Source organism: Caballeronia calidae (assembly GCF_900044055.2).
Classification (GTDB): domain Bacteria; phylum Pseudomonadota; class Gammaproteobacteria; order Burkholderiales; family Burkholderiaceae; genus Caballeronia; species Caballeronia calidae.
The window spans coordinates 42842-67128 of the sequence record NZ_FCOX02000012.1 but is presented as its reverse complement, the minus strand read 5'-3'; the positions used below and the strand labels follow the sequence as shown (position 1 = coordinate 67128).

The window sequence follows — 24287 nt, the reverse complement described above, 5'->3', positions numbered from 1 at the left end:
AATCCGATGAATAGCAAATACGTTGCGGAACAAAGGGTTGCATCGGCCACTTAACGGTCTGATCGAGATCGCTGCATTGCTTCGCGATCCCGATGAACCGACGAAGAGTGAGCGGTGCGCGCATGGCGCCGCTCACCGTCGAGCCGCTCCCGAATCGCCTCACCTTTTTCGACTGCGAGTATCCTCTCGCTCTTTCCCTCTCACGCTCCAAGCAGCTGCATCATGCCTTCGCCGGTCTTTCTGCCTCACGCATTCGCGTCTCTGCCTTCGCTGCTCACTCCGCTCTTCACGATCATCCTGCCGGTCTTCGGCCTCATCTTCGCGGGCTACGCATGCCGCAAGCTGAACAAGCTGGGGCCGGCCGCCGTATCCGAGCTGAATCGGTTCGTCGTCTATCTCGCGCTGCCCGCGCTGCTCTTCGACATCATGGCGAAGACGCCGTGGAGCATGCTCGATCAACCCGCGTTCATCGCTGCTTTCGGCATCGGCTCGGCGGTGATTTTTCTGCTGACGCTCATCGTGCGTCTGATGCAGTCGCGTCATCTCGCGGACGCGAGCATCGACGGACTCAACGCCGCTTATCCGAACACGGGCTTCGTCGGGATACCGCTCTGTCTGCTGGCATTCGGCAAGGAAAGTCTCGCGCCCGCCGTGATCGCGACGATCATCACCGTGTGCGTGCTGTTCGCCGTTGCGATCGTGTTGATCGAGCTCGGGCTGCAGACCGAGAAGCACATCGCGGCGACGCTCGGGCATGTGGCCAAATCGCTCGTAAAGAATCCGCTGCTGATCGCGCCGCTTGCGGGCGCGCTGTTGAGCGGCTCGGGCGCGCATGTGCCGGAGGGCGCACAGGCGCTGCTCAAGCTGCTGGGCGGTGCGGCGAGCCCATGCGCGCTCGTCGCGCTCGTCGCGCTCGTCGCGCTCGGGCTCTTTCTCGGCGCGAAGGGCGAGGCACACGACATGAGGACGACGAGCGCGCTCGTGAGTCTCAAGCTGCTCGCGCAGCCGTTGCTGACCTGGTGGCTCGCGTTCCACGTATTCGGCCTGCCGCCGCTCTGGGCGAAATCCGCGGTGATCCTGAGCGCGCTGCCGACCGGCACCGGCCCGTTCATGCTCGCGGAGTTTTATCGGCGCGACGGCGGCGTGACGTCGAGCACGATTCTCTTCTCGACGGTGGTATCGCTCGTCACGGTCACGTTCTGCCTGACCGTGATGCTTTGAGCGCGCAAAAAAACGCCCGGCGCGGGCGCGTCGGGCGAAACCACCTTCTGTTCGACGGTGGAGGAGGGCCAGTTCAGACTGCTGCCTCTGATTCTTCGGGAATGCTGCTGATTACCGGGCGCTGCCGCCGTCGCGCATGTCGGCGGCGTGCATTTGCGCGTGGCGTTCCTGATACGGGCGCAGTTGCGGATAGCTCAGCGAATTGATGGCATCGAGATCGCCCGCGCGACGGGCGCTCGCGAGTTCCGCCTTGACTTCAGCGCGCGATTTGCCCTCGAACGTCGATTGAGCGAAGGCGGGCGCGGTGGCGAGAAGCGCGGACAGAACCAGACCGCCGATCAGCGTGTTTTTCATGGGACACCTCCTGGATGCGTTTTGCGTCAGGCCGACGCTCGAGGAGCAGTCTAGAAGGAAACCTATTGGCCAAAAATACCGATTGAACCAACACATTGTTGTCGAGAGTGGTGGAATACGGGCGCGCGGCTGACAAGTAAGAGCTGGTTTAACAGCGATATTATTACGATATTCGCAATAACGTCTTGCCATCGCCCTGCTTTTTATGCGAATCCTCCATAGTTACAGTTGAATCATCGATCGAACGCGATCGGGCAAATAAATCGAACGGGAGGATCTCATGAAGCGCATTCTCGCGACTTTGATTGCATCGTTGGTGCTGTCCGCCAGTATCGGCGGGGCTCAGGCGGCTGAAACGCAGCCATCGACCTGCCAGGGTCCGGCTTCGCAATGCAACGTGTTCTTCGGCCAGTAAAATCGCCCCTTAACGACGCAAGGCGCCCACTTCGCGGGCGTCTTGTTTCGTATACGAATCAAAAACTAAACAGAATTGCGCTTACCCAAGAGTTATCCACAGATTCTGTGGATAAACATGGGGATAGCCGGCCGGAAACCCCATGGCGTCGCGGCTGGAAGTAGATTGCTCAATTCATCGCAAAAATAGGCGCGTTGATATCGCCGGAATGGAAGACGATTTCCCCTCGATGCCTCTATCATGTGCACGCGCGTCGTCTCATGGACGGCGCTCCGGACCGGGTTCATCGTCCGGGTCATCCACCTTTTCATCCTTGCACGGGGGAAGTTGTCATGGCCTTAAAGATCGCGGTTGTCGTCGGAAGCCTGCGGCGCGATTCGTTCAACAAGCAGCTCGCGCATGCGCTCGTGTCGCTTGCGCCGAGCGATTTTTCCTTCGAGTTTCTCGACATCGGCAGCCTGCCGCTCTATAGCCAGGATTACGACAGCGACTTTCCCGAAGCCGCGCGCACGTTGAAGCAGAAGATCGCCGATGCGAACGGCCTGCTGATCGTCACGCCGGAATACAACCGCTCGATCCCGGGCGTGCTGAAAAACGCGCTCGACTGGGGCTCGCGGCCGTGGGGGCACAGCGCGTGGGGCGGCAAGCCGGGCGCGATCATCGGTACGTCGGTGGGCGCGATCGGCACGGCGATCGCGCAATCGCATCTGCGCGGCGTGTGCGCGTATCTGGATATCGTGCTGATGAACCAGCCCGAGATGTATATCAAGCACGACGAAAAGCGGATCGACGCGAACGGGAACATCGTGAGCGAGGACACGCGCAAGTACCTGCAGACCTTCATGGACAAATACGTCGCCTGGGTGCGCGACCGGGCGGCATAAGCGCTCACCTTTCGCACATAAAAACGGCCCGCGCGAGCGGGCCGTATGCGTTGCGTGCTGCTGTTTTGTGAATCAGACGTGATGATGTCCCGTCACGCGATCCCAGCCGTGACGGATCGCGGCCTTGAAGCGCTCCCACGTATCGCCTTCCGGATGCCTGCTTTCCCAGTCGCGGCGCGTCTCGTACTCCATCTGATCGTCCCACGCGCGGCTGCGGAAACGGTCGTCGTTGCCGAGCGTCGCGCCGTAGCGATACGCGCCCTGATAGTCCTCGTAGGGCGCGCCCGTCGCCGAATATTTCGATTCATAATCGGCGCGGAAGTCCTCTTCGTACACCATGGATTCGTTGGGCACGGTTTGCGGACCCGTCGTGGCCGCAGGTCCGACCGGTCCCGTCGCCTGCGTCCCGGCGGAAGCCGCGACCGGATCGGGCGATGATCCCGCCGCGCGCGCCGCGCCCGCCTGATACGGCGCCGCCGGTTCGTCGAGCGGGCTGAGCGGCTCGACCGAGCGCCATTCGGAAGCCGTGTCGGTGCGCACGCCCGGCAGCGGATCTCTCGGCGGCTCGTTCATCGCGGCGCGTTCCGGCGGGACGGCGCCCGTCGTGCGCAACGGATCGCGGCCCGCGAGCGCATCGCGTTCGGAGATCGATTCGCCGGCGAGCTCGGTGCGCGCCGCGAGCGGATCGATGCCGGTGGTCGCCATTGGATCGCGGCCCGTCACGGGATCGCGTCCGGCGAGCGGGTCGCGCGATGCGCGCTCGTTTTCGCTCATCATCGACTGGGATTGAGACTGTCCCCACGACTGCGATTGCGACTGCATTCCGCCCTGCGGCATCAACGGATCGTCGGCGGGATCGCTGACGTAATCGCGCGGCGTGAGCGTCGCAGGGTCGTTCCGCGAGTACGGATCGCCGAGCGGCACTTCGGCGGGATCGCCGACATCGGCGCGCGGATAAGCCCGCGCGCGCGATGACGTCAGATCCGGTTCGTTCACCGCATCGCGTCCCGGCACCGCGCTGCCGCGTCCGAGACCGAGTTCGTCCAGTATCGAATGATCGCGGTCGTCCGCAGCGGCGTGCGTTGCGGGCGTGCCGTGCCCGAGCGTCGACCAGCTTGCCGCGCGTTCGTCGATATCGATCGCGCCCCGGTCGGTCAGCGTCGCGCGCGCGATGTCCGCCTGCTCGACGCTAGGCGTATCGACCGCGACGAGCACCGCGCCGCGCCGCACGGCCTCGGAATAGTGCGCGACTTCGGGCGGCTGATCGCGTCCGCCAAAAAGCATGCTGAAAAAGCGCTCGATGTTCGCGAGCACGCCCGGCTCCCGATGCGTCTCGGCATCGGACAGGTCGGAAGGCTCGGCGGCATCGTCGCGCCTGGGGTTCGCTTGCAGTTCGATATCCCCGCGCGGGAAGCCTGCGGCGATCAAGGCCGAGCGCGCGTCCTCGGCTTGCGCGAAAGTGTCGAAAACTCCGATGACGGTGTGTCGCATTTACGCCTCCTGCGATGGGCGGTATTCCGGGATCGGCAACGTTCGATTGCCGCACGTACCGCTCCGTCACGCAACTCGCGTGCCGGATGGGCGCGCGTCGCGAAGGGCTCGCGCGGGCACGACAGCCTGCGGAAATCGGACGGCGCTTTTACAACCGCGCGTACAAAAATCGACAGGCTCAACGCTCGACGGAGCGGGCCGTGCGCGTGTCCTGCCGGCGCTCGCGGATCGCGCGCAGCAGCGAATCGAGCAGCGCGATGTCGAACGGCTTCGAGAGCACGCGCGCACCGACCTGCCGCGCGCGGTCGAGTTCTTCCGCGTAGCCCGTGACGAGAATCACCGGAAGATGCGGCTCGAAGCGCTGCAGCATCTCGGCGAGATCGATGCCGTTCATCTGCCCGGGCATGTGGATGTCGGACAGCACGACGTCGAAGGGGAAGTCGGCGGCGGCGTCGGCGCGCGCGGTTTCGAGCACGCTGGCGGCGGCGTCGGCGTTGAAGACGTAAGTGACGTGGTGGCCCATCATCGTGAGCAGCGCCTCGGTGCCGGCGGCGACTTCTTCGTTGTCCTCGACGAGCAGCACGCGCAGGCCGTCCGCTTCCTGCGCCACCACCTCTTCCTGCGCGACGTCGGCGCCCGGCGCGCCCGCCGCCGCCGCGCGCGGCAGATACAGACGCACGGCGGTGCCCGCGCCGATCGCGCTGTCGATGGTCGCGAGCCCGCCCGCGCGTTCGCAGAACGCGAACACCTGCGGCAGGCCGAGGCCGGTGCCCATGCCCTTCGGCTTGGTCGTGAAAAGCGGCTCGAACGCGCGCCCGAGCACGTCCGAACTCATGCCGGAGCCGTTGTCCTCCAGCGTGATCTGCACGAATTCGCCGGTGATCGGAAAGCCGTCCTCATGGCGAAAGCGCACGTTGTCGGCGCGCACGGTGAATGTGCCGCCGTTGGGCATCGCGTCGCGCGCGTTCACCGCGACGTTGATGAGCGCGAGCTCCAGCTCGGCCGGATCGACGCGGATCGACCACACGTCCGGCGCGACCTCGACGTTGAGCGCGACCTTCGCCCCGAGCGATGCGCGCAGCAGCTCGCGTCCCGCCGGCACCCATTTGCCGATGGCGATGATCTCGCTGCGCAACGGCTGCTTGCGCGCGACGCCGAGCAACTGGCGCGTGAGCGACTGGCCGCCCTTCAGCGCGCGCTCCATCGCGGCCAGTTCGCGGTCGAGGCCGGGCGCGCCGCGCCGCCGCGCGATCTGCACGTTGGTCGAAAGGATCATCAGCAGGTTGTTGAAGTCGTGCGCGACGCTGCCGACGAGATTGCCGAGCGCCTCCATCTTGCGCGCCTGCCGATACGCGGATTCGATCGAGCGGCGCATCGACGCTTCGGCCTGCCAGCGTTCCCACGCTTCCTCTTCCGTCGCGAGCCGCCGCAGCGATTGGCCGATGACGCCCCACAGCACGACGCACGGCGCGAAGACCGACAGCGCGAGCACGCTCAGATGCCGGTACCAGGCGTCCCAGATCGTCGCGATCGGATAGCCGCTCGACACGTAGACCGGATACGTGCCGACGCGGCGAAACGCGACGATCTTCAACTGATTGTCGAGCCCGGAGACGATCCTCACGACGCCGCTCCTGCGTCCCGTGCCGAACGCCTCGCGCAGCGGCGAGCCGGGCGCGAGCGTCATGCGCCCGGGCGGGCGCGGCGGATACCACGCGAGCACTTCGCCGTCCGAGCGCGAAAGGCCGAGCGAGACGCTCGGGTTGTCGCCGATCAGCTCGCGATAGAACGCGGCGAAGTACGACGGCCTTAGCGCGATGGACACCATGCCGTCGAACTTGCCCCTGGGCGTGAGGCGCGCTGTCGTCGTGTTGAACACCTGCTCGCCGGCGACGCGGCCGGTCGTCACGCGCGAAATCTGCTCGATCTGCCGGCCCGCGCGCAGGCCGCCGAAGTCGTCGCGGTCCGCGACGGAGACGTCGGGCGTCGGATACGTGCGGCTCGTCGCGAGCAGCTTGCCGTCCGGGCCGAACACCGACGCCGCCGCGACCTGCTGATAGTTGACGCTGATCGCCCGGAGGCGCTGGTGGATCGTCGCGCTATCGCGACGGATCGCGTCGGCGTCGAGGCCGCCGAGCAGATCGACGATGCGCTCGTTCAGGGTCACGTTCAGATCGAAGACCTTGAGCGCGTGCTCCTCGGCGACGCGGGCATTGCGCGCGACGAACTCGGTGGCATCGGTGACGCGCGCGCGGTAATCCGTGAAGGCGGTGACGGCGACGTACACGCACGGCAGCACGATCGCGGCGACGAGCAGCGCGTACAGCGTCATGCGCTGCGCGGCGAAGTTGCGCTCCGGAACCACCGGAAAAGGCGGTTCCTCCTGCCATGACTGCGCGGCGGGATGGGCGTCGGACTCCTCACGTTGCGGCGTCATTTTTGGCAGCGAATTGGAAAAACTTACCCTGAGCCCACGCTTTTCGTACGTCGGGACGGGCGTGCGCGTGAGCGCGCGGTGCAACCGCAACGGGCACGCACGAAGCGTGCCGATGCGACGGTCATGCTGCGTGAGGCGATCGGGTGAAACCTCGGGCATGGCGCGCAGTTAGCGAGATTATCGGAAGCGCAAACGTACACAAAAGCATAAAAAGTGCTTTCGCTAGAGTCTTGTGAGTGAATTAATCCCAATTAAGCGCATCTTTAGTTGGATTGATTCCGGCTAGTGGCTCTGTCGAGTTGCTTTGACATTCTGATAGTCAGACAATGGAATCGTCCGACATATACGCCGCCAGAGCGTTTTCGGAAAACAAAGCAGCCTCGCGGCGCGCGCCGGGGAGCAGTCACGCTTGCGGCGAAAACGCCGCCACGCAGCGCGACCGAGCGAGGAGAAAAGGCCACGGTCCGGCACGTCCGGATCACGCACGGGGCAGTCACCATGACGCCGATCGGGATTCCACATGCACCGCGCGCCGCGGGCACGCTGGTTGCACAGCGTACGCCCGCCGCATGGCGCGCCTACGTCCACAAGCGCCGCGCGTGGCTCATCGCGGCCGAGCTGAATCTCCGACAGCGCCCGCATTCGCGCCGGGCGAAGGGACTCGCGCCGATAGCGCCGTGAATATCGCCTAAAGATCGCCGCGCGGATGCCGTAATCACATGCGAGAGCATGCCGTGCGTGCCGACAACACCGTCCCAGCCCGAAAAACCGCTCAAGAGATCCTGCCGACCATGCCGTTGCCGATTGTCATTGCCGATGATTCCCTGCTTGCGCGCAAGGTGCTGACGCGCTCGCTGCCGCCGGACTGGGACGTCGAGATCTCATACGCGACGAACGGGCGCGAGGCGCTGGAGCACTATCGGGCGGGCCGCGCCTCGGTCATGTTCCTCGATCTCACGATGCCCGACATGACGGGCTATCAGGTGCTCGACGCCCTGCAGCACGAGGACCTGAACACCTTCGTGATCGTCGTGTCCGCCGATGTGCAGCCGTTGGCCCAGGAGCGGGTGCGCGCGCTCGGCGCGATCGCCTTCCTGCCGAAGCCGGTGACGCCCGAAGCGCTGCGTCCCGTTTTGAAGGAGTACGGACTCCATGGTTGAACCCGCCCTGAACGAAGACCAGCGCGACGCGCTGCAGGAAGTCGCCAACATGGCGATGGGCCAGGCCGCGACGCGCCTCTCGACGCTGCTCGGCACGTTCATCGAGCTTTCGGTGCCGCGTGTGCGCGTGGTGAGCGTCGCCGAGGCGTCCGCCGCGCTCGCGGAGATGACCGGCATCACCGATACCGTCACGGCCGTGCGGCAGGGGTTTCGCTCGGACATCAAGGGCGAGGCGATCGTGCTGTGCAAGAGCGGCAGCGTCGATCAGCTGTGCGCGCTCGTCGACGATCCGTACACGAAATCCACCTACGAAGCGACGACGCGCACCGAGCTCATCTTCGACGTCGCCACCGTGCTGATGGGCGCGTGCGTGTCGTGCATCCTCGACCGCCTCGGCCGCTCGCCGATCTTTTCGCCGCCGGGCATGCTCGGCTCGGAAATCGGGCTCGACGATGTCTTCCAGCCCGCGATGCTCGCGTGGAAGACGGCGCTTCTGCTCGAAGTGAATTTCGCGCTCGAGGACCACAGCTTCCGCGCGCATCTGGTGATGCTGATGGCCGAGGACGCCATCGCGCATCTGAACGAAGCGCTCGACGCGCTTCTCTCGAGCCTCTGAAAGGGACGCCATCGTGAGCATGGACGAACTGCGGCACGCGCTCTCCGAACTCGTGATCGAGCGCGTGGGCTTCGGCATCTTCGTGCTCGACCGCGACCTGAACGTGCTGATGTGGAACCGCTTCATGCAGGACCACAGCGGCAGGACGTCCGAGCAGGTCATCGGCAAATCGATCTTCGCGAGTTTTCCGGAGCTGCCGCGCGTGTGGTTCACGCGCAAGGTCGAGAGCGTGTTCCAGCTCGGCAGCTTCGCGTTCAGCTCGTGGGAACAGCGCCCGTATCTCTTCAAGTTCGATCACGACCGGCCGATCACCGGCGGCGTCGATTTCATGCAGCAGGACTGCACCTTCATGCCGCTCACGCTCGATCGCGAGGTGCGCGCCGTGTGCGTGACGATTTCCGATGCGACGCACGCGAGCATGATGCAGCGCGCCCGCGACGAAGCCGTTGCCAAGCTGCAGGAATTCGCGGACCGCGACGGCCTGACCGGCATCGCGAACCGGCGCTATTTCGAGCTGCGCCTCGCCGATGAATTCGCGCGCTGGCAGCGCTACGGCGGCGAACTGTCGATGCTGCTCTTCGATCTCGACCACTTCAAGCGCATCAACGACGACCTCGGCCACCTCGTCGGCGATACGGTTTTGCGCGTGATGGCGGAACGTGTCGCGAAGAGCGTGCGCGTGCAGGACGTGTTCGGGCGCTTCGGCGGCGAGGAATTCGCACTGCTCCTGCCGTGCACGAACTTCGAGGACGCGATGATCGTCGCGGAGAAAGTGCGCCGCGAAATCTGCGAGACGCCCGTCGACGTGCAGGGCGCGCGCGTGCCGGTCACGGCGAGCGTCGGGGCGGCGCGGGCGCGCACCGGCGCGACGTCGTCGTACGAGGCGCTCATCAACGAGGCCGATGCGGCGCTTTATACGGCCAAGCGCGAAGGGCGCAACCGGGCGGTGGGCTTCGCCTGACGGTCTTTTCGGGCGGCCCGGGCCGCGCCCCGCACCGGCGCAATTGCGCAAAGTATTGATATACTCTTTGCCGCTTCCGGCGCAGTCGCAGCCGGCTCGCGCCGGCTTTTCCCCTCGATCATTCCTACACAGCGCCAAGGTGGTTCCGCGCGCATCGGGCTGCATCGAGACCGGCGCCTGATCTCTTAATTTGCCCGTGGGGGCGCCACAGCGGAGTTCGTCTTGGCCGTTTCCAACATCATCGCCGACGATCCTGCTCCCGACGCCGCGAAAACGTCGTCGGGAAGCTCGTTCTATCTCGCGATGCGCATCCTTCCCGCCGCGCAGCGCGACGCGATGTACCAGATTTACGCGTTCTGCCGCGCGGTCGACGATATCGCCGACGAAGGCACGCTGCCGCGCCGTGAGCGCGCGCTCGCGCTCGACCAGTGGCGCGAGGACATCGACGCGTGCTACGCCGGCACGCCGAAGAAATCGCTCGAGGCGCTCGCGCGACACATCCAGACCTTCCGCCTTTCCCGCGACGACTTCCAGGCCGTGATCGACGGCATGGCGATGGACGCCGCCGGCGATATCGTCGCGCCCGACGAAGCCACGCTCGACCTTTACTGCGATCGCGTGGCGAGCGCCGTCGGACGGCTATCGGTGAGGATTTTCGGGATGCACGAGGACGCCGGACGGCGGCTCGCGCACCACCTCGGGCGCGCGCTGCAACTGACCAACATCCTGCGCGATATCGACGAAGACGCGGAAATCGGCCGGGTGTATCTGCCGCGCGAACTGCTCGCGCGCGAAGGCATTTCCACCAGCGATCCGGCCAGCATCGTCGCCGATGCGCGTCTGCCGCGCGTGTGCGCCGTGCTCGCCGAGCGCGCGAAGGGCCACTACGCCCAGTCCGGCGCGATCATGGCCGCGTCGCCGCGCGCTCAGGTGCGCGCGCCGCGCATCATGTCGGCGGCGTATTGCACCGTGCTCGACGCCAATCTCAAACGCGGCTTCGACCTGCCGCGCACGCGCGTACGCACGCCGCGTTCGCGCCTGCTGTGGATCGTGGCGCGCAATCTGATCTGATGTCCCGGCGGGTCTTCGTCGTCGGAGCGGGCATGGCCGGCCTCGCCGCCGCGGTGGAAGCGCAACGGCGCGGCGCGCGCGTCGTGCTGCACGAGGCGGCGCCTCACGCGGGCGGCCGCTGCCGCGCTTACTTCGATGCCAGACTCGGCGCTACGCTCGACAACGGCAATCATCTGCTGCTGTCGGGCAATCAATCGGCGACGGCCTATCTGCGCACGATCGGCGCGGCGGGCACGCTGATCGGTCCGACACTGCCCGAGTATCCCTTCTTCGATCTCGCGACCGCCGATACATGGACGATCCGCATGTCGTCCGGACGCCTGCCGCGCTGGATCTTTGACGCCGCCGCGCGCGTGCCCGGCACGCAGCCCGCCGATTACCTGCCGTTCCTGCCGCTCTTCTTCGCGAAGCCGGGCCGCACGGTGGAGGAATCGGTGCAGCGGAAGGATCGCGTGTGGAATGTGCTCGTGCGCCCGCTGTTGCGCGCGATGCTCAACGCCGATCCCGCCGAGGCGAGCGCGGCGCTCGCCGCCGGCCTGCTGCGCGAGACCGTGGCGCAGGGCGGTCAGGCGTGCCGTCCGCTCGTCGCGAAAAGCGGGCTGTCGCATGCGTTCGTCGAGCCGGCGCTGCGGCTTCTGCAGTACGGCGGCGCGGAAATCCGGCTCGGCTCGCGCGTCGCGGGCATCGGGGTTTCGGGCACGGATTCGAACGAGCGTGTAAGCTCGCTGGCTTTCGAGGGCGCGGAGCCGGTCGCGCTCGCACCGGGCGATGGCGTCGTACTCGCCGTGCCGCCCGATGCGGCCCGCGGTCTGGTGCCGGACCTGAGCGCGCCGGAGGAATGGCGCGCGATCATGACGGTGCATTTCGCCGTGGACGCGCCGGGCGCACTTGCCCCGCTGACGTGGCTCGTCAACGGCATGTCGGACCGGATTTTCGCGGTCGATGGGCGCTTGTCCGTCACGCTCGCGAATGCCGGCGCCTGGCTCGCGACGCCGCATGAGGAACTCGCGGCGCTGGTGTGGCAGGAAGCGGCGAAGGCCGTGCGCCTGCCCGCCATGCCGATGCCGCCCTGGCAAGTCGTCGCGGAGCCTCGCGCGACGTTTGCCGCCGTGCCCGCGCAGGAAGGCTTGCGGGCCGCCACGCGCACGCGCTGGCACAATCTCACGCTCGCGGGCGACTGGACGGCGACCGGTCTGCCCGCGACGATCGAAGGCGCGATCCGCTCAGGCCATAAGGCCGCGGACGTGCTGTTGAACCCATCGATGGAACGCTGATGAACGATTTATCCCTGTCGGCCGTGGGCGCGCAGGTGTCGGGCGCCTCGCTCGATTCCTCTGTCAACCGGGCCACCGACGCGCTGCTCGCGGCGCAGCATCCCGACGGCTACTGGCTTTACGAACTCGAAGCGGACGCAACCATTCCCGCTGAATACGTGCTGCTCGTCCACTATCTCGGCGAGACTGCCGATGAGAAGCTCGAAGCGAAGATCGGCCGCTATCTGCGGCGCATTCAACGCGAGGACGGCGGCTGGCCGCTCTTCGCCGACGGCGCGATGGACGTCTCAGCGACCGTGAAGGCGTACTTCGCGCTGAAGATGATCGGCGATTCGCCCGACGCCGAGCACATGCAGCGCGCCCGCCGCGCGATTCTCGCCGCGGGCGGCGCGGAGAAGGTGAACGTGTTCACGCGCATCCTGCTCGCGCTGTTCGGCGTGGTGTCGTGGCGCGCGGTGCCGATGATGCCCGTCGAGATCATGCGTCTGCCGATGTGGTTCCCGTTCCACCTGTCGAAGGTGTCGTACTGGGCGCGCACGGTGATCGTGCCGATGCTCGTGCTCAACGCGAAGCGCCCGCGCGCGCGCAATCCGCGCGGCGTGCGCATCGACGAAGTGTTCACGAATCCGCCGGTCAATACGGGCATGCCGTCGCGCTCGGGGCATCAGAGCCGCGGCTGGTTCGCGTTCTTCCGCGTGGTCGATGCGATCCTCCGCGTCGCCGATCCCTTGCTGCCGAACGCCGGCCGCGAGCGCGCGATCGACGAAGCCGTGCGCTTCGTCGACGAGCGTCTGAACGGCGAGGACGGCCTCGGCGCGATTTTCCCGGCGATGGCCAACTCGGTGATGATGTACGACGTGCTCGGCTATCCGCCCGAGCATCCGAACCGCGCGATCGCGCGCAAGTCGCTCGACAAGCTGCTCATCGTCGATGAAGCGGACGACGGCGAAGCGTATTGCCAGCCGTGTCTGTCGCCGGTGTGGGACACCTCGCTCGCGGCCCACGCGCTGCTCGAAACCGGCATGCCGAAGGCGCGTTCGGCGGTGACGCGCGGCCTCGAATGGCTGCTGCCGCTGCAGATTCTCGACGTGCGCGGCGACTGGATCTCGCGTCGCCCGAACGTGCGGCCGGGCGGCTGGGCGTTCCAGTTCGCGAATCCGCATTATCCCGACGTCGACGACACCGCCGTCGTCGCGATGGCGATGGAGCGCGCCGACCGCGAGAACGGCACCGCGATGTACGGCGAGTCGATCGCGCGGGCGCGCGAATGGGTCGTCGGCATGCAGAGCAGCGACGGCGGCTGGGGCGCGTTCGAGCCGGAGAACACGCAGTACTACCTCAACAACATTCCGTTCTCGGATCACGGCGCGCTGCTCGATCCGCCGACCGTCGATGTGTCCGCGCGCTGCCTGTCGATGCTCGCGCAGCTCGGCGAGACGTCGCTCAACAGCGAGCCGGCGCGCCGCGCGTTCGATTACATCGTGAAGGGCCAGGAACGCGACGGAAGCTGGTACGGCCGCTGGGGCATGAACTTCATCTACGGCACCTGGTCGGCGATGTCCGCGCTGAACGCGGCCGGCGTCGCGCCGACCGATCCGCGCATGCAGCGCGCGGCGGACTGGCTCGTCGGCATTCAGAACGCGGACGGCGGCTGGGGCGAGGACGGCGACAGCTACAAGCTCGACTATCGCGGTTACGAGCAGGCGCCGAGCACGTCGTCGCAGACCGCGTGGGCGCTGCTCGGGCTGATGGCGGCGGGGCTCGTCGAGCATCCGGCGGTCGCGCGCGGGGTCGATTATCTGATTCGCACGCAGCAGAAGCACGGCCTGTGGGACGAAACGCGTTTCACCGCCACCGGTTTTCCGCGCGTGTTCTATCTGCGTTACCACGGATACCGCAAGTTCTTCCCGCTGTGGGCGCTCGCGCGCTACCGCAATCTGACGCGCGACGGTCTTACGCGCGTGACGGCGGCGATGTGAACGCGCCCGTCGTCGCCGTGACCGGCATGGCGTTCGAGGCGAAGATCGTGCGCGGGCGCGGCGTCGATGTCGTGTTCGCGGCGCGCGCCGACTGGCTCGAGCGCGCGCTGTCCGACGCGATCGCGCGCGGCTGCTCGGGCATCGTCAGCTTCGGCACCGCGGGTGGGCTGGCGCCGGATCTCGCGCCGGGCGCGTTGATCGTTGCCGAGAGTGTGTGCGGGCCGTTCGGCGAGCTGCGCACCGATGCGGCGTGGTCGGCGCGCATCGTCGATGCGTTCGCGGGCACGCCCGTCGAGCGCGTGACGCGGCGCGGCAAGATGGCGGGCGTCACGGCGCCCGTCAAGAGCGAGGCGGAAAAGCGCTCGCTGCATTCGTCGACGGGCGCGCTCGCCGTCGATATGGAATCGCATATCGCCGGCGCTATCGCGACTGCGCGCGGCTTGCCGTTCGCGGTGTGCCGCGCCGTGGTGGATCCGGCGTGGCGGACCTTGCCGCCTGCCGCGACGGCGGGCCTGCGCGACGACGGCACGACCGCGATCGGTCCGATCCTGCGCGAATTGCTGCGCGATCCGGCGCAACTGGGCGCGCTGCTGCGACTCGCATCCGACGCCCGTGAGGCGCGAGCGACGCTCGTGCAGGCGCGGCATGCGATGGAAACGGCGCGGGCGTTGGTAGTTGGTTGAACTGCCTTCGGGTCTTGCTTTCTGCGGGTTAACCCTCACATCAGTATAATCAGGGAAAACCCTAATCAAACGCGCGTGTCCTGGCAGGTCTCAGGACGCCCGCAGCAAGGAAAGTGAGGTACCGCAAATGAATTTTCACACCCGCAAGTGGGTCAAGCCGGAAGATCTGAATCCGAACGGCACTTTGTTCGGCGGCAGCCTGCTGCGCTGGATCGACGAGGAAGCCGCGATCTACGCAATTTCGCAATTGGGCAACCAGCGCGTGGTCACCAAGTTCATGTCCGAGATCAACTTCGTGAGTTCGGCGCGTCAGGGCGACATCATCGAACTCGGCATCACCGCGACGCATTTCGGCCGTACATCGATCACGTTGCGCGCGGAAGTGCGGAACAAGATCACACGCAAGAGCATTCTGACCGTCGAGAAGATGGTGTTCGTGAACCTGAACGAGCAGGGCGAGCCCGAAGCGCATGGCCGCACGCAGATCCGCTACGCCGATGAGCTGTTCGAAGCGTATCGCCGCGATCAGCGCGCGGTGGAGGCGCCGAAGTGGTCGGAGGATGATCTCGTCGAGGAAGAGGTCGAGGAAGCGGCACACTAAAAACAAAACGGGCGCCGAGGCGCCCGTTTTCATTTGGAGACGTTCACTTCCCCGCAGGCTGCGCCGCGGGATCGTCATACTGCGGCAAGCCTTGCCCCTTGCTCGAACTCGGCGACGGCTGGCCCTTCGGCGCCTTCTCTTCGGGCGCGGGCGATTTCCCACCGACACCGCCCGCAGGCGATGCCGCCGCACCCGGATCGACATACGTCGGCAGGCCTTGCTCCTTGCTGCCGCCGCCGCTTTCGCCCGGCGCGCTCGCACCCTCCGGTGCACTCGCACCTTCGGGTGCCGTCGCGCCCTCGTCGCCGTAATCGGGCAGCGAGTCCGCGCCTCCGCCCGTCAGCAGATACTGACGACGCTGCGTGTACGCATCGCGCACGAACGCGTACTTGTCGAGCGCGGCGGCCGACAGCAGATCGGTGGCGCCGATGAGATCGGCGCGCGCGCTCACGAAGTTCAGGCCGAACAGCGGCCAGCGAATCTCCGCACCCGAATAGCTCAACGGATTCACGCGCCAGTCGACGAGCCAGGTCGTCGAATCGCGGAACGAGCTCGGCCCGAGCAGCGGCAGCACCAGATACGGTCCAGACGGCATGCCATAGTGCCCGAGCGTCAGGCCGAAATCCTGATGATGCTTCGGCAGGCCCGCCGGCGATGCGATATCGATCAGACCGCCGATGCCGAAAAACGAGTTCATCGCGATCCGCATCAAGTCCTGCGTCGCGTCGGTGATCTTCAGCTGCAGCAGGTTGTTGGCGAAGTTGGAGAAATCGCCGAGGTTCGAGAAGAAGTTGCTGACGGCCGTGCGGAACGGGCTCGGCGTGTAATCGACGTAAAACTGCGCGACCGGCTTCGCGATATACGTATCGAGCGTGTCGTTGAACGTGAAGATCTTGCGGTTCATCGGCTCGAGCGGGTCTTTCGGATTTCGGTCCGGGCCGGTCGCGCAGCCCGCGGTCGCGAGCGCGCCCGCGATCGCCAGACTCAATCCCAGGTTGCGCACTGCACGAGCGGTCATGCCCGTCGATCCCCACTTCATTCTTCAATTCCTCTTAGGTTGTCATGGCGTTGCGCCGCCCGCATCTTCGCCCGGTCGGCCGCGCGCACCTTGCGCGGCTTGCCCATCAGAACCGGCTGGAAGACCACCGCGCCGATCAGCGTGCAGAAGAGCGACAGCGCCAGCAGCCGTCCCATGCTGGACGTGCCCGGATGATGCGAGAACCACAGGCTGCCGAATGCCGTCGCGGTGGTGGCCGCGCTGAACATGACGGCGTGCGTGAGGCTCGACTGCAGGAGCCGCGTCTGGCCCGAGCGCCACGCCATCACGAAATAGATCTTGAACGCGACGCCGACGCCCAGCATGAGCGGCAGCGCGATGATGTTCGCGAAGTTGAGCGGCATTCTGAAGACGACGCACAACTCGAGCGTGACGATCGCGGAAACGAGCAACGGTACCAAAGTTCTCAGGACATCGCCAAAACGGCGCAGCGCGATCCACAGCAGCACCGCGATCGCGATGAGCGAATAGAGCGCGGCCTGCTCGAACGCCTTGATGATGGTCTCCGCCGAATGGCGCACGGAGATCGGCCCGCCGATCGCATCGGGCTCGGCCTTCTGCACGGCATCGGCGAAACGGGCGAGCAGCGTGTCGTCGTTCGGATCGACGCCCGGCGGCGTCTTCGGCGATACGTCGACGAGCGCCTGGCCCTGCGGCGTCACGAACGACGCGACCATCTGCGGCGGCAGCGTCGCGCGCGTGATCTCGGCCGGCGTGAGGAGCGCGCGCAGTTGCGCGAGCGCGAGGCGCAGCGGCTCGGCCATCGCGTGCTCGGCGCGGTCGCGCGCGGCGGCGTCGGCTTGCGCCAGCTTCGCGAGCGTCTGCGACAGATGCTTCGCTTCCTTCTCGCCCGGGCCGGGATGCTCGTCGGCGGCGAGCGAAAGCTGGCTCGACACGCGCTTCAACGCCGCGACGCGCACCGCGTCCGTCACGGGCGATGCCGTCGGCTGATCGAGCGCGGGCAGCAGTTGATCGGCGGCGGCCTTGATGAGCTCGAGCTTCTTCGGCTGATCGGCGGGAATGAGCGAGGAGAGCGTCGTCGCGCTTTCGACTTCCGGCAGCTTCGCAAGCTTCGCGGCGATGCGGTCCGCTTCCTCGAGCGAGGGCGCGAGCACGGCGACGTCGTTCACCGCGCCTTGCGGCGTATCCTTGAGCGCGAGGAGCGTGGCCATCGACTCGGTATGCGGGTCCTTCAGATGCAGCGGATTGAAGTCGAAGCGCAGATCGAAGAGCAGCGGCAGCGCGCCGATCACGACGACGAGCGTGCCGATCAGCACCGGCTTGCGATGTCTGTCGAGGAATTCATCGACGGGCGCGAGCACCGGAAAGCCCGGCGAATGCGCCTCGCCCGGCGGCGCGAACACCTTGATGAGCGCGGGCAGCAGCGTCATGTTGGTCAAGTAGGCGACGAACATGCCGACGCCCGCGATCAGCCCGAGCTCCGAGACGCCGCGATAAGCGGTCGGCAGGAACGAGAAGAAGCTCGCGGCGGTCGCGGCGGCGGCGAGCGTGAGCGGCACGGCGACATGGCGCGCGGTTTCCGCGAGCGACACATCGAGGCGCCTGTGCCGGTAGCGCTCCTCGCGATACTTCACGCCGAACTGAATGCCGAAGTCCACCCCGAGGCCGACGAACAGCACCATGAACGCGACCGAGATCATGTTGAGCGCGTGGACCATCATGAGGCCGAGCGCCGCGGTGATCGCGAGCCCGACGAACAGCGTGATGAACACCGCGAGGATCATGCGCTTCGAGCGCAGCGCGACCCAGAGGATCATCAGCACGACGAGGAAGGTCAGCACGCCGTTGAGCACGGCGCCGTCCTGGACGGACGCGAATTCTTCGTCGGCGAGCGGTTGCGCGCCGGTCAGATGCAGCGTCGCGCCGTATTTCTTGTCGAGGCCGAGTTCCGCGGCCTTCGCGCGAATCTCGTCCGATGTGCCCGCCGCCGCTTTCAGCGCATTGAAGTTCAGCTCCGGCAGGACGCTCACGAACGCGCGTCCGGGCGCATCGCTCTTGGATGAATTCGCGAGATTGCGCCACGAGAACGCAGCGGGCTGATTCGCGAGCACGCGGTCCAGCACGGTCGCGCTTTTGCCGAGGAGGCCGGCCATCTGGCCGAGATTGACCTGGCCGAGCGTCAACGGCAGATTGAGCGTGGTGTTGAGCGTCTGCGCGAGCCCGGTGAGCGTCGGGTCGTGCGCGAGCGTGTTGATGAGCGGGCGCGCCTGCACGAGCTGCTTCGTGATCTGCTCGACTTCGTCCGTCGGCGGATAGAGCAGGCCGTTGTGCTCGAAGAACGCGCCGCCCGCGGGCTGCGACACTGACTTGAAGCGGTCCGGCTCCTTCGCGAGCGCGGCGGCGAGCTCGCCGGCGGCGGCATCGGCGAATTCCTGCGCGGGCGCCTCGACGACGATCAGCAGTGTCGCGCCGCGCTGCGGAAATGCTTCATCGATGGCCTTGTTGCGCGCGGTCCACTCGGGCTCTTTTTCGATCAGCTGGCTGACGTCGGTGCTGATCCTGAAGTGATTGACGACATAAATCGTGGACAGCACGCCGAGCAACAGCGAAACGGCGATAATCCACGCCGGGCGGCGGATGGCGATGGTAACGAAGCGGGTAATGTTGGACGTCAGCATGAAGACGCTACCTGGTGTGTCCTGTTATGTTTGCGCGCGTTGGGCGCGCGAATTGCATGATGCCCACCGCCGGATTCCGAAACAGGTCCGCAAGACGACGCGGGGTGCCGCGCAAGTATACCGGGCGCGCTCCAACGCACTGCGCTTGAACTGTTGTACCGCCACGGTGTCGGTATACTGACCTTGCAGCCATCCGGTCGCCCTTGCATCGTCCGAAGGCCGCACGACCCGCGCCACCAAACCTGATCAGAGAACGGGTGCCATGAAACGCTATCTTTCTGTTTGCTTCGCTTTCCTTCTTGCCTCGATGTCCTTCACCGGCGAGGCGCTCGCGCAATCGACTCCCGATGCCGTGGTCAAGAACGCCGTCGAGGGCACCGTCAACGCAATGAAGGCCGATCCGCAGGCGCGCGGCGGCGACATGGCGAAGATCACGCAGCTCGTCGAAACGCGCTTCGTGCCCGCCACCGACTTCCAGCGCACGACGCGCATCGCGGTCGGCAAGGCGTGGGCGAGCGCCACACCCGAGCAGCAGAAGCAGCTTTACGACCAGTTCCAGACGCTTCTGGTCCGTACCTACGCGGCATCGCTTGCGCAACTGCGCGATCAGGACGTGAAGTTCAAGTTCGACGCCCCCAACATCGACGCCAATACGAAAGACACGGTCGTCGAATCGCACGTCATTTCCACGGGCGGCGACAATCCCGTGCGCTACCGCCTGCAAAAGACGCCGCAAGGCTGGAAAATCTACGACATCGACATGATGGGCGCATGGCTCATCCAGGTCTATCAGCAACAGTTCGCCGGCCAGTTGCAGAAAGGCGGCGTCGACGCCCTCATCAAGTTCCTTTCCGAGCACAACGCCCGTTCCGCGGGCTGACGCTTGCCAGTGATCGGGTCGGGCCGGCTTCATGTTCTGCGGTGCTCCACCGCGTATTTGATCAGCTCGGCCTGACCGTCGATATCCAGTTTGCGCTTCAAATTCAGCCGATGCGTTTCTACCGTGCGCACCGACAATCCGTGCTGCTGCGCAATCTGCTTGCTCGATAGTCCTTCGGCCAGCGCATCGAGAATTTCGAGCTCGCGCGGCGTCAGGCGTTCGCGCGGCGTCTGCAGCGACTGTGCCTGAATCATCCGCGCGGCGAGTCCCGCGCTGAAAAAGGTCTTGCCGGCGAGCACCGCGTCGATCGCCTGAATGATCTCGGCGGCGGGCGAATCCTTCAGCACATACCCGCCCGCGCCCGCGCGCACTGCCTGCTTCACATACTCCACGTTGTCGTGCATCGACAGCATCAGCACGCGGATGCCCGGAAAGCGCTCGTGAAAAAGCGCCGCGAGTTCGATGCCGCTCATGCCCGCCATGCCCACGTCCATCAATGCGAGATCGGGCGGGTTCGATTCGTCGGCGGCGAGCGCGAGCGCTTCTTTCGCGTTGCCCGCCTCGCCGATCACGCGCAGGTGCGGCACGGAGTCGAGGCGCGCGCGCAAGCCGTCGCGCACGAGCGGATGGTCGTCCACGAGAATGATGCGGGCGGATTCAGCGCTCATCGGAATGTCCTTCGAGATTCGGGGCGGCGAGCGGCAGCGGCACCGTCGCCGTGATCGACGTGCGGCCGAGCTGCGAGCTGACCGCGAGTTCACCGCCGAGCGTATCGAGCCGCTCGCGCATGTTGCGCAGGCCGACGCCGCACGCCGGATCGGAGAATGCGTTGTGGGCGTCGAAGCCGCGGCCGTTGTCGGTGATGTCGAGCGTGACGGCGTGCACCGCGAGATTCAGCGTGAGCGCCGCGCGCGATGCCTGCGCGTGCCGCGTGATGTTGGTCAGCGCTTCCTGCGCGATGCGAAAGAGCACGGTGTTGACGGGATCGGGCAGCGTCGCGCGTTGCGGCGCACAAGGCTTGCCGTCTTCCAGCGACTCGAAGCGCACTTCGATGCCGTCCTGGCCGTCGAGTTCGCGCGCGAGCTGATCGAGCGCGGCGGCGAGACCGAGATCGTCGAGCATCGCGGGGCGCAGCGCGTGCGAGATGCGGCGCACTTCGCGCAGCGTGCCGGAAAGCCGTCCGAGACTCGTCGCGAGCGCGGCTTCGGCGGTCGGTTCGCGTGCCGCGCCGCGTTCGAAGCGCGCGAGCGCCGATTCGAGCAGCAGCTTCACCGAGACGAGCATCTGGCTGATGCCGTCGTGCAGCTCGCGCGACAGCCGCGCGCGTTCCTGTTCCTGCGAGTCCACCACTTGCCGCGCGAGCAGCTTGAGCTTCGCGTCCGCGCTGCGATGCTCGCTGATGTTGAGCACCGCGCCGCACACGGCGATGATCGCGAGCCCGGCGAGCGCGATCGCGGCGATCCACATCAGCGTGCGGTCGATGTTCGCGGCCGCGCGCGAGTCGATGCGCGCGAGCGTCGTTTCGACATCCTCCAGATAGATGCCCGTGCCGATCATCCAGCCCCAGCGTTCGAGCGGCACGACGTAGCCGAGCTTCGGCGCGATCAGGCCGGTCGACGGCCGGCGCCACACGTAGCGCACATAGCCGCCGCCCTGCGACGCCTGCCTGATGAGCTCCTGGATGGTCAGCGCGCCGTTCGGATCGCGCATCAGCCAGAGATCGCGTCCGACGAGATCGGGCTGGCGCGGATGCATGAGCGACGTGCCGTGCATCGTGTAGACGAAAAAATAGCCGTCCTGGCCGAAGTCGAGCCGCTGCAGCGCGTCGAGCGCGAGGCGGCGGCGCTCCTCGTCGCTGCGCGGATCGCCGGCGGGGGCGTCGTAGTATGGCGCGATCGCGCTCTTCGCGATCTCGACGTAATGCCGCAGCTCGATTTCCTTGCTCGACATGTACGCGGCCTGCGTGGTCTCGTGCTGCGCCCGCGCGAGCGCCTCCGCTTGCTGGCGCACCCCGTATGTGATCCCGCCGATCGCGAGCGCGAACGGCACGATCGCCAGCAGAAAGATCTTTGCCTTGAGATTCATCGGCCCATGAAGCGATTCTTGCTACGTGATTCTACGTAGTTCGGTTACGTAGTTGTGCGCTTGTAAGCGCCTTGGCGAAGGCGAATACTACCGCCCAATGCGTCGTCGCGGCGCATTGAACGGCACCAAGGGCTTACCCCAAGGGCTAAACAATACTCAAAGGAGACGCCATGAATCGGGCTTCCGGATTCCTGGTCTGGATCGCGCTCGCGCTATTGGGCGCGTTCGCATTCGGCACCATCGCGCTCGCGCACGGCGAGCGTATCAGCGCACTATGGATCGTCATCGCGGCGGTCTGCGTCTATCTCATCGCTTACCGTTTCTACTCGCGCTTCATCGCGGGCAAGGTGCTGCAGCTCGACGGCCTGCGCATGACGCCGGCCGTGCGTCACAACGACGGCCTCGACTACGTGCCGACCAACAGGTTCGTGCTGTTCGGCCATCACTTCGCGGCGATCGCGGGCGCGGGTCCGCTCGTCGGCCCGGTGCTGGCCGCGCAGATGGGCTACACGCCCGGCATGCTGTGGATTCTCGCCGGCGTGGTGTTCGCGGGTGCGGTGCAGGATTTCATCATCCTGTTCATCTCGACGCGCCGCGACGGCCGCTCGCTCGGCGATCTCATCAAGATGGAGCTCGGCACCGTGCCGGGCGTGATCGCGCTCTTCGGCGCGTTCCTCATCATGGTGATCATTCTCGCGGTGCTCGCGCTGATCGTCGTGAAAGCGCTGACGAATTCGCCGTGGGGGACGTTCACCGTTGCCGCGACGATTCCTATCGCGCTGTTCATGGGCGTCTATACGCGCTACATCCGGCCGGGGCGTATCGGCGAGGTGTCGATCATCGGCTTCGTCGGCCTGATGCTCGCGATCGTCTACGGCGGGCATGTCGCCGAATCGGCGACGCTCGCGCCGTACTTCACGTTCACCGGCGTGCAGCTCGTGTGGATTCTGATCGGCTACGGCTTCGTCGCGTCCGTCCTGCCGGTGTGGCTGCTGCTCGCGCCGCGCGATTATCTGTCGACGTTCCTCAAGATCGGCACGATCCTCGGCCTCGCGATCGGCATTCTGATCGTCGCGCCGGAGCTGAAGATGCCGGCCTTCACGAAGTTCGTCGATGGCAGCGGCCCGGTGTGGTCGGGCAACCTGTTCCCGTTCCTCTTCATCACGATCGCGTGCGGCGCGGTATCGGGCTTCCACGCGCTGATCTCGTCGGGCACGACGCCGAAGATGGTCGATAACGAAGTCAACATGCGCTTCATCGGCTATGGCGCGATGCTGATGGAATCGTTCGTCGCGATGATGGCGCTCGTCGCCGCCTGCGTGATCGAGCCCGGCGTGTACTTCGCGATGAACAGCCCGGCCTCGCTGCTCGGCTCGACGCCCGAAGCGGTCGCGCAGACCGTGACGAGCTGGGGCTTCGTGCTGACGCCGGAGATGCTGACGGAGACCGCGAAGGCGGTCGGCGAGACGACCATCGTCGCGCGTGCCGGCGGCGCGCCGACGCTCGCGGTCGGCATGGCGCACATTCTGCATCAGGTGATCGGCGGCCCGGCGATGATGGCCTTCTGGTATCACTTCGCCATTCTGTTCGAGGCGCTCTTCATCCTGACGGCCGTCGATGCAGGCACGCGCGCCGGCCGCTTCATGCTGCAGGACTTGCTCGGCACGTTCCATCCGGCGCTGCGCCGCACGGAATCGCTGCCGGCCAACCTCGTCGCGACGGGTCTGTGCGTCGCCGCGTGGGGCTACTTCCTGTATCAGGGCGTGGTCGATCCGTTCGGCGGCATCAACACGCTGTGGCCGCTCTTCGGCATCTCGAACCAGATGCTCGCGGGCATCGCGCTGATGCTCGGCACCGTCGTGCTGTTCAAGATGAAGCGCGAGCGCTATGCGTGGGTCACGCTCGTGCCGACCATCTGGCTGCTGATCTGCACGTTGACGGCCGGCTGGCAGAAAATTTTCGATGCAAATCCGAAGGTCGGTTTCCTCGCGCACGCGGGCAAGCTGAAGGACGCCTACGACGCGGGCAAGGTGATGGCGCCGGCGAAGTCGCTCGCCGAGATGCAGCGCATCATCTTCAACGACTATGTCGATGCGGCACTCGCCGGGCTGTTCATCTTCGTGGTGGTGAGCATCGCGGTGTATGGCGTGCTGGCCGTGCTGCGCGCGCGCCGCGAAACGAAACCGACGGTGCGCGAGACACCGTTCGAAGCGATGCCCGCGGGCGCGAGCGCCGCGGTTCGTTCGGGACATTGAGGGACCTGACCATGTTCAGCGATCTTCGACAAGCAGGACGGTATCTCGGCCAGACGATGCGCCTGATGGTCGGGATGCCCGACTACGACGCGTACGTCACGCACATGCAGACGACGCATCCGGACAAGCCTGTGATGTCGTACGCGGAGTTTTTTCGCGAGCGGCAGGAGGCGAGGTATGGATCGGGGGCGGGCAAGTGCTGCTGAGTTGATGCTGCCCGGTGG

22 protein-coding genes are annotated in these 24287 nt (G+C 66.1%); 15 read left to right on the top strand and 7 right to left on the bottom strand.

Translation table 11 applies throughout. From position 1 onward, the window contains the following. Positions 1 to 222: 222 nt before the first annotated feature. Entirely contained in the window at positions 223 to 1221 is a 999-nt protein-coding gene (locus tag AWB78_RS13680; RefSeq protein ID WP_232477703.1) for an AEC family transporter, read from the top strand. A 111-nt stretch (positions 1222 to 1332) separates the two neighbouring features. Here AWB78_RS13680 and AWB78_RS13675 read toward each other — a convergent pair whose 3' ends face one another. Further along, a complete protein-coding gene (locus tag AWB78_RS13675) occupies positions 1333 to 1575 on the bottom strand; it encodes a DUF4148 domain-containing protein (protein WP_062605130.1) in 243 nt (80 codons plus the stop codon). A gap of 280 nt (positions 1576 to 1855) precedes the next feature. Between AWB78_RS13675 and AWB78_RS49305 the strand changes: the two genes are divergently transcribed. Together AWB78_RS49305 and AWB78_RS13670 are read left to right on the top strand one after the other, a co-directional pair. Beyond that, positions 1856 to 1990: a hypothetical protein gene (locus tag AWB78_RS49305; RefSeq protein WP_269768930.1), complete on the top strand. Its 135-nt coding sequence runs from the start codon at positions 1856 to 1858 to the stop codon at positions 1988 to 1990. A gap of 332 nt (positions 1991 to 2322) precedes the next feature. After that, positions 2323 to 2874, top strand: a complete 552-nt coding sequence (locus AWB78_RS13670; protein ID WP_062605129.1) for an NADPH-dependent FMN reductase — start codon at positions 2323 to 2325, stop codon at positions 2872 to 2874. Between the two features lie 72 nt (positions 2875 to 2946). On the opposite strand, the gene AWB78_RS13665 is transcribed toward AWB78_RS13670, so the two are convergent. Together AWB78_RS13665 and AWB78_RS13660 are read right to left on the bottom strand one after the other, a co-directional pair. Continuing rightward, positions 2947 to 4365 (bottom strand): hypothetical protein, encoded by a 1419-nt coding sequence (locus AWB78_RS13665; protein ID WP_062605128.1) that lies wholly within the window; start codon positions 4363 to 4365, stop codon positions 2947 to 2949. A 178-nt stretch (positions 4366 to 4543) separates the two neighbouring features. Continuing rightward, positions 4544 to 6802, bottom strand: a complete 2259-nt coding sequence (locus tag AWB78_RS13660) for a hybrid sensor histidine kinase/response regulator family protein (RefSeq protein ID WP_062605127.1) — start codon at positions 6800 to 6802, stop codon at positions 4544 to 4546. A gap of 498 nt (positions 6803 to 7300) precedes the next feature. Here AWB78_RS13660 and AWB78_RS13655 point away from each other — a divergent pair, with 498 nt between their 5' ends. From AWB78_RS13655 to AWB78_RS13615, 9 genes are all read left to right on the top strand, one after another. Next, complete coding sequence (locus AWB78_RS13655; RefSeq protein WP_062605126.1) at positions 7301 to 7483, top strand: hypothetical protein; 183 nt, start codon at positions 7301 to 7303, stop codon at positions 7481 to 7483. A 110-nt stretch (positions 7484 to 7593) separates the two neighbouring features. Further along, entirely contained in the window at positions 7594 to 7962 is a 369-nt protein-coding gene (locus AWB78_RS13650; protein WP_062605125.1) for a response regulator, read from the top strand. Continuing rightward, the gene (locus tag AWB78_RS13645) at positions 7955 to 8578 is read left to right on the top strand and encodes a chemotaxis protein CheC (protein WP_062605124.1); all 624 of its coding nucleotides are present in this window, start codon (positions 7955 to 7957) and stop codon (positions 8576 to 8578) included. Before AWB78_RS13650 ends, AWB78_RS13645 begins: the two co-directional genes overlap by 8 nt. 19 nt (positions 8579 to 8597) lie before the next feature. After that, complete coding sequence (locus AWB78_RS13640) at positions 8598 to 9539, top strand: GGDEF domain-containing protein (RefSeq protein WP_062605123.1); 942 nt, start codon at positions 8598 to 8600, stop codon at positions 9537 to 9539. A 222-nt stretch (positions 9540 to 9761) separates the two neighbouring features. Further along, entirely contained in the window at positions 9762 to 10610 is an 849-nt protein-coding gene (gene hpnD / locus AWB78_RS13635) for a presqualene diphosphate synthase HpnD (RefSeq protein ID WP_062605122.1), read from the top strand. Further along, positions 10610 to 11884 carry a hydroxysqualene dehydroxylase HpnE gene (hpnE, locus tag AWB78_RS13630; RefSeq protein ID WP_062605121.1) on the top strand — a complete coding sequence of 425 codons (1275 nt, stop codon included), beginning with the start codon at positions 10610 to 10612 and terminating at the stop codon, positions 11882 to 11884. The genes hpnD and hpnE overlap by 1 nt, the downstream gene beginning before the upstream one ends. After that, positions 11884 to 13863, top strand: a complete 1980-nt coding sequence (gene shc / locus AWB78_RS13625; RefSeq protein ID WP_062605120.1) for a squalene--hopene cyclase — start codon at positions 11884 to 11886, stop codon at positions 13861 to 13863. The genes hpnE and shc overlap by 1 nt, the downstream gene beginning before the upstream one ends. Before the next feature lie 26 nt (positions 13864 to 13889). Further along, a complete protein-coding gene (locus AWB78_RS13620; protein ID WP_062605219.1) occupies positions 13890 to 14546 on the top strand; it encodes a phosphorylase in 657 nt (218 codons plus the stop codon). A 127-nt stretch (positions 14547 to 14673) separates the two neighbouring features. Then, positions 14674 to 15147: an acyl-CoA thioesterase gene (locus AWB78_RS13615; protein WP_062605119.1), complete on the top strand. Its 474-nt coding sequence runs from the start codon at positions 14674 to 14676 to the stop codon at positions 15145 to 15147. A 43-nt stretch (positions 15148 to 15190) separates the two neighbouring features. Here the strand turns inward: AWB78_RS13615 and AWB78_RS13610 are convergent, their stop codons facing one another. Together AWB78_RS13610 and hpnN are read right to left on the bottom strand one after the other, a co-directional pair. Next, on the bottom strand, positions 15191 to 16165 hold the full coding sequence (locus AWB78_RS13610) for an MlaA family lipoprotein (RefSeq protein ID WP_232477702.1): 975 nt from the start codon (positions 16163 to 16165) through the stop codon (positions 15191 to 15193). A gap of 17 nt (positions 16166 to 16182) precedes the next feature. Next, complete coding sequence (hpnN, locus tag AWB78_RS13605) at positions 16183 to 18843, bottom strand: hopanoid transporter HpnN (RefSeq protein WP_062605117.1); 2661 nt, start codon at positions 18841 to 18843, stop codon at positions 16183 to 16185. Positions 18844 to 19105: 262 nt separating this feature from the next. On the opposite strand from hpnN, the gene AWB78_RS13600 reads away from it, so the two are divergent. Beyond that, a complete protein-coding gene (locus tag AWB78_RS13600) occupies positions 19106 to 19723 on the top strand; it encodes an MlaC/ttg2D family ABC transporter substrate-binding protein (RefSeq protein WP_062605116.1) in 618 nt (205 codons plus the stop codon). Positions 19724 to 19752: 29 nt separating this feature from the next. On the opposite strand, the gene AWB78_RS13595 is transcribed toward AWB78_RS13600, so the two are convergent. Continuing rightward, positions 19753 to 20391 (bottom strand): response regulator, encoded by a 639-nt coding sequence (locus AWB78_RS13595; RefSeq protein WP_062605115.1) that lies wholly within the window; start codon positions 20389 to 20391, stop codon positions 19753 to 19755. Beyond that, positions 20381 to 21808, bottom strand: a complete 1428-nt coding sequence (locus AWB78_RS13590; protein ID WP_062605114.1) for a cache domain-containing protein — start codon at positions 21806 to 21808, stop codon at positions 20381 to 20383. Before AWB78_RS13590 ends, AWB78_RS13595 begins: the two co-directional genes overlap by 11 nt. Positions 21809 to 21978: 170 nt before the next feature. Here AWB78_RS13590 and AWB78_RS13585 point away from each other — a divergent pair, with 170 nt between their 5' ends. After that, positions 21979 to 24063 (top strand): carbon starvation CstA family protein, encoded by a 2085-nt coding sequence (locus AWB78_RS13585; RefSeq protein WP_062605113.1) that lies wholly within the window; start codon positions 21979 to 21981, stop codon positions 24061 to 24063. A gap of 11 nt (positions 24064 to 24074) precedes the next feature. Continuing rightward, on the top strand, positions 24075 to 24269 hold the full coding sequence (locus AWB78_RS13580) for a YbdD/YjiX family protein (RefSeq protein WP_008354281.1): 195 nt from the start codon (positions 24075 to 24077) through the stop codon (positions 24267 to 24269). Positions 24270 to 24287 lie beyond the last annotated feature (18 nt).